This window comes from Roseofilum sp. SBFL, assembly GCF_017746885.1.
Taxonomy (GTDB): domain Bacteria; phylum Cyanobacteriota; class Cyanobacteriia; order Cyanobacteriales; family Desertifilaceae; genus Roseofilum.
Window position 1 is genome coordinate 1 of record NZ_JAGHZH010000028.1, and the last position, 11,340, is coordinate 11,340.

The 11,340-nt window shown below is 45.5% G+C and carries 13 protein-coding genes; 11 read left to right on the forward strand and 2 right to left on the reverse strand.

Annotated elements, in window-relative coordinates; translation table 11 throughout:
* The 3 genes from J7545_RS02875 to J7545_RS02885 all read left to right on the forward strand — a co-directional run.
* The coding region (locus tag J7545_RS02875; protein ID WP_318719108.1) for a hypothetical protein at positions 1 to 202 on the forward strand (202 nt) is incomplete at its 5' end.
* 80 nt (positions 203 to 282) lie between these two features.
* A complete protein-coding gene (locus J7545_RS02880) occupies positions 283 to 807 on the forward strand; it encodes an alpha/beta hydrolase (protein WP_318700417.1) in 525 nt (174 codons plus the stop codon).
* Between the two features lie 512 nt (positions 808 to 1,319).
* Positions 1,320 to 2,198, forward strand: coding sequence for an MASE3 domain-containing protein (locus tag J7545_RS02885; protein WP_318700416.1), 879 nt, complete (start codon positions 1,320 to 1,322; stop codon positions 2,196 to 2,198).
* Between the two features lie 150 nt (positions 2,199 to 2,348).
* Here the strand turns inward: J7545_RS02885 and J7545_RS02890 are convergent, their stop codons facing one another.
* Positions 2,349 to 4,193 carry an NAD(P)H-quinone oxidoreductase subunit F gene (locus J7545_RS02890; RefSeq protein ID WP_318700415.1) on the reverse strand — a complete coding sequence of 615 codons (1,845 nt, stop codon included), beginning with the start codon at positions 4,191 to 4,193 and terminating at the stop codon, positions 2,349 to 2,351.
* Between the two features lie 456 nt (positions 4,194 to 4,649).
* On the opposite strand from J7545_RS02890, the gene J7545_RS02895 reads away from it, so the two are divergent.
* The 8 genes from J7545_RS02895 (at position 4,650) to J7545_RS02930 (ending at position 10,968) form a co-directional block, all read left to right on the forward strand.
* Positions 4,650 to 4,961, forward strand: coding sequence for a carbon dioxide-concentrating mechanism protein CcmK (locus J7545_RS02895; protein WP_318700414.1), 312 nt, complete (start codon positions 4,650 to 4,652; stop codon positions 4,959 to 4,961).
* A gap of 104 nt (positions 4,962 to 5,065) precedes the next feature.
* Positions 5,066 to 5,404 (forward strand): carbon dioxide-concentrating mechanism protein CcmK, encoded by a 339-nt coding sequence (locus J7545_RS02900; protein ID WP_318700413.1) that lies wholly within the window; start codon positions 5,066 to 5,068, stop codon positions 5,402 to 5,404.
* Between the two features lie 18 nt (positions 5,405 to 5,422).
* Entirely contained in the window at positions 5,423 to 5,725 is a 303-nt protein-coding gene (locus J7545_RS02905; RefSeq protein WP_271940154.1) for a EutN/CcmL family microcompartment protein, read from the forward strand.
* Positions 5,726 to 5,887: 162 nt separating this feature from the next.
* Positions 5,888 to 7,537 (forward strand): ribulose bisphosphate carboxylase small subunit, encoded by a 1,650-nt coding sequence (locus J7545_RS02910; protein WP_318700412.1) that lies wholly within the window; start codon positions 5,888 to 5,890, stop codon positions 7,535 to 7,537.
* A 234-nt stretch (positions 7,538 to 7,771) separates the two neighbouring features.
* Positions 7,772 to 8,509, forward strand: coding sequence for a hypothetical protein (locus tag J7545_RS02915; RefSeq protein ID WP_318700411.1), 738 nt, complete (start codon positions 7,772 to 7,774; stop codon positions 8,507 to 8,509).
* Between the two features lie 80 nt (positions 8,510 to 8,589).
* Positions 8,590 to 9,330: a BMC domain-containing protein gene (locus tag J7545_RS02920; RefSeq protein WP_318700410.1), complete on the forward strand. Its 741-nt coding sequence runs from the start codon at positions 8,590 to 8,592 to the stop codon at positions 9,328 to 9,330.
* Positions 9,331 to 9,352: 22 nt separating this feature from the next.
* Positions 9,353 to 10,213, forward strand: a complete 861-nt coding sequence (gene yghU, locus J7545_RS02925; protein WP_318719109.1) for a glutathione-dependent disulfide-bond oxidoreductase — start codon at positions 9,353 to 9,355, stop codon at positions 10,211 to 10,213.
* Positions 10,214 to 10,560: 347 nt separating this feature from the next.
* A complete protein-coding gene (locus J7545_RS02930) occupies positions 10,561 to 10,968 on the forward strand; it encodes a hypothetical protein (RefSeq protein ID WP_318719110.1) in 408 nt (135 codons plus the stop codon).
* On the opposite strand, the gene J7545_RS02935 is transcribed toward J7545_RS02930, so the two are convergent.
* The gene (locus tag J7545_RS02935) at positions 10,934 to 11,182 is read right to left on the reverse strand and encodes a DUF29 family protein (protein WP_318719111.1); all 249 of its coding nucleotides are present in this window, start codon (positions 11,180 to 11,182) and stop codon (positions 10,934 to 10,936) included. The genes J7545_RS02930 and J7545_RS02935 overlap by 35 nt on opposite strands.
* Positions 11,183 to 11,340 lie beyond the last annotated feature (158 nt).

Below are 11,340 nucleotides of genomic sequence, written 5' to 3' on the forward strand. Positions count from 1 at the left end.
GGGTGTGGCGATCTCATTTTTGCCCATATGCATACTCTTGGGAATTGATATGCAGAAAAAATGGCGCGATCGCCTGCCTTGTCTACACTCTACGATTCCGAAAAGCTTTAGCTTTTCGGAGAGTGACAGAAGAGGGGTAAATAGTCTTGGTTATAGGGTTCAATGGGGGGATAAAGCTCTCTCATGCGATGGTAATTGGTAACTTAGGGAATTGGATTAGTATGGAAACTAAAGTCAGGCTGAAATTGTCCTGAATGATTAGATTTTAATTCCATTGTACTGATGAAATCCTGGATAGCCATTTTTGCGATCGCTCTGACCTCTCCCTTGATCTCCCTTCCAGGTTGGGGGGCAGAGCGCGTTGTCTTTAAGTATTCTGTCTTTCGGCGATCTCTCTCTGTCGCAGAATTAACCACGTTTGCTGAAACTGGAGAAATGACTCCTGCTCTGCAACGCAACTTACAAACCCTCGGGCAAAACCCTGAAGATTTTCGTACCCTGTTAACTGCACCCATCAGTGTTGATGTTGTATTTCTCGATAGAGCTTTAAATAGCACCATCGGGCGTAAAATTCTGGATCGGGTAGCGGAAATTGTCCATACACCTTCCCAAGGTGCAAATACTCAAGCGCTCCGAGCTGCTTTAATTTTATCGGCTAGTGAAGATGGAGAAATTACCTTATTGGAAACCCTGCAAAAATATCCAACACCGGAAATCGAAGTTGAAGGGGCACGGCTCATAGAAGCTTACAACCAATTGAATCGATTTGCTAAACCTGCCCAAATTTTGATCGATTTATTCAAATAAGGGCAATCTATGGAAGCGATCGCCCCCATGTTAACGTATTCTTCAAATTTCGACCCAGATTTAGTAAATCTAGCTACTGTCTTGCCCGTAATCTCATTGGTAATCTAGAGTATGCATTTAATTATGCAATCAAAATATCTTGTAGCAGTAGATTTCTGAGCTGAACGTCCTGTAACTGTTAATACTCAACTGTTACACCCTCCTATCTTTGACAAATGTCAGGGTTTTCTGTATTTTAATCTGACATGCTGATGGTTGCATAACTCAGAAGTTACAGGATACATCATCAATACCAGATAGCTTCAATGTTCCTGATTATTGTCCTAAGGATAGGATGAAACCTTGATTAAAACCGATTTCCTCATTAATTCCCTTTGCCAATTTTCCGGCTTGTTTGGGGATCGCAGACCCTTATTCTTCCAAGACAAACTTCAAAGCAACCATTATATTTACCTCGTCAACTGGCGATCGTTATACTGTGCATTTGCCTACTTCCCATCACCCTCAACCTGATGGGATTAGATTTTGGTACTTATCCCCCAGAACTCGATCTAGAAGCAGCCGCTAACCTCAGTTCTAATCAACTGATCGATACCCTGCACCATACCCTATCTGGAAGTTTTACCCATACGATCTTAGAATGGAGTGCCTTTTGTGCAGCCTTATTTACCGTAGTTCTGGCCTTTGCCCACTTCAAAATTCACCAAGACGTAACCACCCCTGTTCTCGGAATCACCCTCTTCTTTGCTGGAGTAATGGATGCATTCCATACCCTAGCGGCCGATCGCCTGATCCCAGCCGTTGCTGATAACCACAACCTTATTCCCTTCACTTGGGCAATTTGCCGTCTATTTAATGTGCTAATCGCCTTAGCTGGAGTTAGCCTCTTACTTCTCCCCAACGCTCAACGCTGGCAACGTAAGTTTCATATCGTTATTGCTATCAGTTTCATCTTTGGTCTCATTGCTTACCAAATTATCTACCTCTGCGCCACCAGCAATACCCTTCCAGAAACTATGTATCCTGGCACTCTCTTCACCCGGCCCTGGGATCTGATTCCCCTCATCCTATTTTTGCTCGGTGGTTTCTGGATTTATCCGCAGTTCTACCACAAATATCCTAGTCTGTTTTCCCATGCCCTCATTATTAGCACCATCCCTAATGTGGCCACCCAACTCCACATGGCCTTTGGTTCCACTGCCCTATTTGATAATCACTTTAATATCGCCCACTTTCTCAAAATCATTGCCTATCTCGTTCCTTTAACTGGACTGATCCTCGATTATATTCATACCTATGATCAATTAGAAGAAAATAACCAAATCCTCAACAGCATAATGGAGATATTCGCCTGTTTTCTCAGAGTGGACAAGGTACAGAAGTACGGGTAACTCTTCCAGTTACACCACTTTGTACTAGGGAATAGGGAGTCATCTCTGTGTCTGTAATACAGCACTTTGCTTGCGTTATGAAACACAAGCTTGAATCCTCTCTCTCCATGTACCACAACCCTATTCCCTATTCCCCAGCGCAAAGCGCTGTTAAGGATGCACATAGACAAACCAACCGATCAGTGTAACCAGAAAGCCAACGCTAAATACAATGGTCAGGACATAAAGTTGGCCAATCCCGACTGAACTATACTTTAAACCTTCTCCACTAAACAGGGTAACCACACCTACGAGGTTGACTAAACCATCGATGATATAGCGGTCGAACCAAGAAGTAAGTCGAGCCGATTGTTCTACAGCAAAGACAACGGTCATGCGATAGAGGCGATCGATATAAAAATCATACGCTAGTAGATCTTGGATAAATTTAAGCGGTTTGATAATTGACCGAGCTAATGTTCTGGGTAGGGGAATGATGGCACCAATTAGACATCCGGCTAAACCTGACATAATCACCAGAATAACCGTAATTTTGTGAACATAACCCCAATTGGGAATTAGGGATAATTGATGTAAGAGCCAGGGACAGACTAAGGTAATGATGATTAAACTCACCATGGGTACAGCCATGGGCCAAGCCACTTCAGGTGCCCGTCGGCTTTTAGGTTGGGTTTCTCCAGCAAAGACGAGGCGATAAACGCGTGTTAAATTCAGGGCGCTCAAAGCATTGACTAAGAGCAGGACGACCAATAACCAAGGTTCGTAGTACCAAAAGTTATCCGCACCCAAGCGCAAAGCCCAAAAACCACCGAGGGGTAAAATTCCGACTAAACCTGCACTACCAACCAGAAATGAAGTGGTGGTAACTGGCATTTTCGACTGTAGTCCCCCTAGCTCGGTTAAGTCTTGGCTATTGGTGGTGAGGATAATCGAACCAATACTCATAAACAATAAGGCTTTGGCGATCGCATGGGCAAACAGTAGCATCAGCGCGAACCCTGTCCACTGCGTTCCCACGGCAATAAATACCAATCCCAAATAAGCGCTCGTGCTGTGCGATAGAGCGCGTTTAATATCCACTTGTGCTAAGGCGACCAAAGACGAGCCGATCGCCGTTAAAATACCAATGACGACTAACGTAGCAGAAGCCACTGGAGAGAGGGCTAAAATCGGTTGTAGCTTGATTAATACATAAGCACCACAGGCTACCACTACCGAATTCCTCAAAATCGAAGCCGGGTTTGGCCCTTCCATGGCCTCATCTAACCACATATGTAAGGGGAACTGGGCACATTTTCCTGTTGGTCCTGCAATCAAAGCTAACCCTAGGAGAGTGCCAAACCAAGGGGATAATTCAGCCGTTTCAGCCCAGATATAGAGGCGATCGAAATCCAAGGTTCCTGCGGTTGTTCCCAAAGCCACCAAACCCATGAGTAATAAAATATCACCCACTCGCTTGGTCAGAAATGCATCTCTTGCCGCCGTAACCACCAAAGGTTGGGCATACCAAAAGCCCACTAAGAGATAGGTTGATAGGGTCAACATTTCTAATAAACCATAGGTCAGCAAGAGAGAGTCACTCAGGGCAATTCCGCTCATCGCTGCTTCAAAAAAGCCCATCATGGCAAAGAAACGTGCCAGTGCCCAATCTTTTTCTAGATATCCCAGAGCGTAGAGTTGCGATAATAGACTTAATCCCGTAATTAAGGACATTGCCCCTAAACTCACGGCAGAAATGGTCAAGGTTAGGGAAAAATCAATATCAATCACCTTTAACCAGTGAAAAACAATTAAATGAGGTTCTCTATCCCAAACCAGATTAAAGACAATTAATCCATGCACAAAGGCCAAAACTGTCATCAGCAGATTAAAGTATGCTGCTGGTCTAGGCCCAGTACGACGCACCATCCGAGTTGACCAAGGCAAGGTAAGAATGCCTCCGATCAAACCATAGAATGGAATGTACCAACTTGTTTCTAAGAAATATTCAGACATAGGTTACGTTAAAGGTCTAATTGGCTGTATTTTAATAATTTGGTTAAACTTTTAATCTGAGTTTCTTGACATTTGCACACTCTTGATCCCTGCCGTGCCTTACAGCTAAGGGATGATCCCATCCCTTAGCCTACCCCAAAATGCTGTTGCGATCGTGTGGCTCATCACTGGCACAATAATTGTCCCCTGCCAACTACATTAAGTATATTTACATATCTTATCTCGTGAATTAAGTTGATCTATCATTGTATCTTAAGTTTTTTAATAAAAAATTAATTTCTGTTAAGGCATCACAAAAGTTAATTAATCAAATCAAGGGTTATTATGATTAATTCTATTGCCAGGAGAGTCATGCTTCCCATATCCTTAATAGAGAAGCAAAAAACTATTTTGCTTTCCTAGGAAAATTGGGTGTCCTAGTGCTATCTTTCGCTTTTTCAGATCAGGAGATTAACAATGCCCATAGCCGTTGGAATGGTAGAAACATTAGGCTTTCCTGCCGTCGTCGAAGCTGCTGACGCGATGGTAAAAGCTGCTCGTGTGACCCTTGTTGGATACGAAAAAATTGGGAGTGGTCGGGTAACCGTCATTATCCGGGGAGATGTATCGGAAGTTCAAGCTTCAGTAGCTGCGGGGATTGAATCCGCCAAGCGGGTTGATGGAGGAGAAGTTTTATCGACTCACATTATTGCCAGACCCCACGAAAACCTAGAGTATGTTCTTCCCATCCGTTATACCGAAGCGGTGGAGCAGTTCCGAAGCTACTAGTACCGTTGAAAGCCAAAACAGGACGAAGTTGAGTTAGCAATTATTACTCAACTTCACCCTCATACTTACCCATCTCCATTGAAAACATTAGGAGTTTTGAATCAATGTCAATTGCAGTTGGAATGGTAGAAACCCTAGGTTTTCCTGCCGTTGTAGAAGCAGCCGACGCAATGGTAAAAGCCGCTCGCGTCACCCTGGTTGGATATGAGAAAATTGGTAGTGGTCGAGTAACCGTGATTGTTAGAGGCGATGTATCTGAAGTACAAGCTTCTGTTGCTGCTGGAGTAGATAATATTAGGCGCGTCAATGGCGGAAAAGTCCTTTCTACCCATATCATTGCTCGTCCCCACGAAAACTTGGAGTATGTACTCCCCATTCGTTACACCGAAGACGTACAACAATTTGCCGAAAGTACTAATGCTATTCGGTCAAGTCGTTCGTAAGGATCTGATATTCGATCCATGCAAGTTGCTAAAGTTTGTGGCACAGTCGTTAGCACCCAAAAAGATCCGAGTCTTAGAGGGTCTAAGTTTTTGCTGTTGCAGTTGATAGATGAGCAAGGCCGCCTTCTTCCTGAATATGAGGTAGCCGCAGATCCAAGTGTGGGAGCTGGGTTAGATGAATGGGTTCTGGTGAGTCGTGGTAGTGCAGCTCGCCAAATTGAAGGAACCCAAAATCGTCCTATAGATGCAACCGTTGTCGGAATTATTGACACGGTAACCGTGGGAAATTCACGAATCTATAGCAAAAAAGATACCTATTAATGTTCAGTCCTCAAGGGTCAGGGTTGGTCGAGGGCGGTATGCATTGTATCTATCTCAGTTTAATCAATCAGAACCCTTTTGAGGTCGGATAACATCCGAAACTCGACCCAATTAACCCCATGACACCAGAGACAAAATCGCTATAGGAGGAAAATCATTATTATGGTTGTGCTTAACCAGACACGGAGCAGTGCGGCTCCCCCCACCCCTTGGTCGAAGGACTTAGCGGAACCGCAAATTGATAGTAGTGCTTATGTCCACTCTTTCTCGAATCTAATTGGTGATGTCCATATTGGAACGAACGTCTTAGTAGCGCCCGGCACGTCTATCCGAGCTGATGAAGGCGCTCCTTTCTATATTGGAGATTATACCAATGTACAAGATGGGGTAGTTATTCATGGTCTAGAAGAAGGCCGAGTGGTTGGGGATGATGGCCAGAAATATTCCGTTTGGATTGGTAATCATTCTTCTATTACCCACATGGCCCTGGTACATGGGCCGGCCTACGTGGGAGATAATTGTTTTATTGGTTTCCGCTCTACAGTCTTCAACGCCAGAATTGGTCACGGATGCATCGTAATGATGCACGCTTTGATCCAAGATGTGGAAATTCCCCCAGGTAAGTATGTGCCTTCTGGATCAATTATTACCAATCAACAGCAGGCCAATCGCCTGCCAGATGTGCAAAAAGGTGATGTGGCTTTTGCCAGCCATGTGGTAGGCATTAATGATGCCCTCAGAGCTGGGTATCGATGTGCCGACAATATCGAATGTATTACGCCCATTCGCCATGAATCGGGCGACTCATTGGGCAACTCTAGTAATGGTCAAACCCAAAGTAATATGACAACTCTTAATTCAGAAACCGAAACCCAAATTAAACAGTTACTCGCCCAAGGCTATAAAATCGGGGCAGAGTATGCCGATCAACGCCGTTTCCGGACTAGCTCTTGGAAGAGCTGCCCGGTAATCGATTCAAATAATACTACAGCCGTATTGTCAGCAGTTGAATCTTGTATGGCAGAGCATGGAGGTGAGTATGTGCGCCTGATTGGTATCGATCCAAAAGCAAAACGGCGTGTCCTAGAAACGATTGTTCAAAAACCAGGTGACCAACCCGGTACTGCTAGCACCAGTACTCCAGCCACCTCAAGAGTTCCAATAAGTCAAAATGGTTCATCCTCGAATGGTGCAGGCGTGGCTGCTGATTTGAACTCAAAAGTAAAACAATTGGTTAATCAAGGATACCGCATTACAACGGAACATGCGGATAAACGACGCTTCCGTACCAGTTCCTGGCTTACCGGTGCTCCGATTACGGGAACCAGTCCCACAGCCGTTTTGAATGGCATTGAAGCGGTGTTGAGAGATTGTGAAGGGGAATATGTACGCTTGATTGCGGTTGACCCCAATGCTAAACGCCGGGTTTTAGAAGAAGTGATTCAGCGACCGGATGGTAGGGTGGCTCCGAGTAGTAATGGTGCGTCGAGTATCGCTACTTCTCCAGATCCAGTAGCTCGCGCTAGTAGTTCGGTAGCAGTAGATTCTGGAAAACTGAGTGCTGAGGCGATCGAGCAAGTGCGTGCCTTGCTGGCCCAAGGCTACAAGATTGGTACGGAACATGCAGATAAACGACGCTATAAAACGGGATCTTGGAAGAGTTGTACCCCAATTGAATCGAGCCGTGAGTCAGATGTGATCGCTGGTTTGGAAGCTTGCCTGGCTGAACATGCAGGGGAATATGTACGGATGTTGGGTATCGATACGACGGCGAAACGGCGCGTAGCTGAATCGGTGATTCAACGCCCGTAAGTCCTGATTTAATAGACTTCTTGCAGAAGTCAGGCTAGCAATGGTCATAAAAATAGATGATGACTGCATTAGTATTGACTGGCTATCAACTTATGCAAGGGGTCTAATGTACTGAAGAGAATCAGCAGACGGAAAAAATGGGGGAGGGTTTTCTCCTCTAAGAAATGGATTTCGGACTGAGGTTCGATCTAGAAATGTGCTGCAACGATGAGGTTCAATAGTATTATGGCGGTTATGCCTTGGCAACCTCTTCATAACCAAAAGTCTTGTATTGATGGGGAGGTGAGCATTGACCCTAGCGCGGTGGTAGCTCCTGGTGTGGCACTGATCGCGAATCCTGAAAGTCGGATTGCGATCGCGGCAGGTGCTTGTATTGGTATGGGGGTGGTTCTCCATGCTGATGGGGGAACCTTAAGGGTTGAGGAAGGAGCAATCTTAGGTGCAGGAGTCTTAGTGGTGGGTTCGGGAACCATTGGCGCTAGGGCTTGTATAGGACCGGTTTCAACGGTGTTTAATTGCTCAGTGGAGTCAGAGCGGGTGGTTCCTCCGGGTTCGTTATTGGGCGATCGCGGACGTTCGGAAACGGAGAATCAGCAGGTGGAGGAGCCAGTGGAGTCTGTACCTGAAGTTGAACCTGAACCAGAGGTTAAACCTCAAGCTCAAGAGTCTAAAATTACGGGTGAAGTGCCTCAATCTAATCCTTCGGCGACTCAAGCTTCGATTCATTCGGCGATCGCCCGTAATTTAATTGCCAATCCACCCACAACTCGTACAACGAGTAACTTAGATTCTCCTAACTCAGACCAAACATCTACAGATTCATCGACAGAAGACCCGACTTCAGCATCGGTAAATTCCCCAGTTTATGGGCAGCAGCATCTGCAACGGTTAATGGCGACCTTGTTTCCCCATCGTCAACAATTGGATGGAAATATACAAGATTCTCCAGTTTCTGAGGATAATGGTAAATAAATCGATGGAGTTCCACCATTGGGCCTCTATACTAATAGTAGAGGAGTGCAGGTGATGGATATCCCTCTCAAGTCAAGAGCATGAGTCGATTCGATACTCTCAATGGAAGTGCATTAGGTTTAGTGTCAACCCGGAGCTTTCCGGCTGTAATTGCGGTTGCCGATGCCATGATTAAGGCGGCAGAGGTAGTTTTGGTGGGCATTGAAAAGATTGGTAATGGATATTGTACGGCGATCGCCAGGGGAAGAATCGCAGATATTCGATTAGCCGTAGAATATGGGTCGGAAACCGCCAAGGACTTTGGCCTCGATCAACTCGTCAGCAGTAGTGTCATTCCTAGACCCTTACCCAATCTGGAAGTCATTTTTCCCATTAATCCCCAGTTTATGGAAGTGACTGCTCATAACCGAGAAAACCGGTATAGCCGTCAAGCCGTAGGATTACTCGAAACCGTTGGCTTTCCCCCCATGGTTGGTGCGGCCGATGCCATGCTCAAATCAGCCAATGTGGAACTCATGTCCTTTGAGACTATTGGTTCTGGACTTTGTACCGCTATTATCCGGGGGTCAGTCGCTGATGTAGCCATGGCCATTGAATCTGGAGTCTATGAGGCTCAACGAATTGGAGAACTTCATGCCATTTATATCATTCCCAGACCTCAAGACGACTTAGAAGACATTCTACCTGTAGCCAGTGCTTTGATACAAGAAGAATCAGAACCCTTGATGTTACCGGTGAGCATCGAGCAGGAAGAAATGGAAGAAGAATTGGTCAAGTTACCAGAGCTGGAAAAAGTACCCCTTAAAATTGAAGAAAAGTAATCATAACTTCTAAAGATAACCCATGGATACACCATCAACCTACACCCCTCCCCAAGTCTGGCAACCGGATACCGACACTGGAGGAACTTGGTCAAAAATCAATCGTCCCATTGCTGGCCCTACCCATGAGAAAGAATTACCCGTAGGCAATCATCCCCTGCAACTCTATTCCCTGGCTACCCCCAATGGTCAAAAAGTGACGATTCTGCTCGAAGAATTGTTAGCCCTGGGTATTTCTGAAGCTGAGTACGATGCTTACCCGATCAAAATTCAGGAGGGGGATCAGTTTGGCAGTGGTTTTGTCGCCATTAATCCCAATTCTAAGATTCCGGCTCTGGTTGACCACAGCACAACCCCCGAAACTCGTGTCTTTGAATCGGGGTCTATCCTGCTCTATCTGGCGGAAAAATTTGCCGCCTTCTTACCCACTGAAGCTGCTGCACGCACAGAATGCCTATCCTGGCTCTTTTGGCAGATGGGTTCAGCGCCCTATGTTGGCGGTGGGTTTGGCCATTTTTATAGTTATGCACCGACGAAAATTAAATACTGCATTGACCGGTTTACCATGGAGACTAAGCGTCAGCTTGATGTCCTCAACCGGCAGTTAGCAGATAAGCAGTATATTTGCGGTGAGGATTATACCATTGCTGATATCGCCATCTGGCCGTGGTATGGGTCGTTGACATTGGGCAAACTTTACGATGCAGGTGAGTTTCTAGACGTACAATCTTATACCCATATCATGACGTGGGCGGAGGAAATTGCCTCCCGGCCAGCCGTGCAACGAGGACGCAGGGTCAACCGTACATGGGGTCCCGAAGAGGAGCAACTCCACGAGCGACACTCGGCGAGTGATTTTGAAGCGCCGAGTGCTTCGCCCTAGGGTTTTAATGCCAGAACCCTTACTTGCGATCGCTATGGGCAGGCCTTCCAATTGTCTGCAAAACATCTCTATACCTCATTCTCTGGCCAATAGTCGCGATCGTAGAGATCCGAGAGAAGAAAAAGATCGGTTAAAGCTTCCATAACGCTTGTGCTGTTGCATTGTTCGCTACTCTAGCACAGGTTGAATCGTTATCTTTGAGCTAAACCATCCCATTCAAGTTCATTAAATTTCGCGATTGATAGTGGCAACCTCTGGTTGAATTTCTCGGTCATATGCCACGATCTCCAGTTGCTCTTGTAATGACATTGAGGTCGGGTTCCAGACAGAGCAAGATCGCATCCTCTTTGGCATCTGCCTTTACAGTGCTTTACGATAGTATTTTCGATATATGTATAGAGGCGATCGCCATGAAAGTCGAATTGAAACAGCATTTGTCTTTGCTCATCTTTAGTGGGGTCTCTACCTTTGCTCTGCTCTATGGTTGTGCATCATTATCCCAGCCTCAACCCTCTCAAGAAATGTTAATGGATGTGGCGACAAATCTAGTTACCCAAAAATTCGTAAATTCCTCTTGCGAAGATTTATCACAAATCAAGTCTACCGATCCGAGTCAGGCTACAGGTCCGGAAGCAGCATTGCAAAAGAAAGCAATAGAAATGCTGCGGAGCAATCCACAAGTGCGCGAAGAATTTATTAATCGTGTTGCTCCACAAATTGCTAATCGGATGTTTGAATGCGAGCTGATTCCCTAGTTGAGGTAAGACTAGCGATCGCCCGTTTCTCACTTTTGCCCAGATCTTTGAGTTCTTCTGCTAGATGCGACTGATCGATCCGCTCCAGTTGGCGATCGCGCAAGAACTGTGATGTAAATGAAAAGGCATTAATTATAGCGCTTTGCGCTAGGGAATAGGGAATAGGGAATAGGCTTTTGGTACATAGCTTTGAGGATTCAACACTGTCCCTCATAACAGCGCAAAGCGCTGTATCAGAAAAATGGGTTGAAAACCCCGTCCTAAAAGGACGGCTTTTCTTGCTTTCTAATCTATCGGATTCTCCTATTTTACAATATTTGTGATCTAATGTAAGAAAGAGTTTAACTAAGCTTCACTTCATGGAAAAAGCAC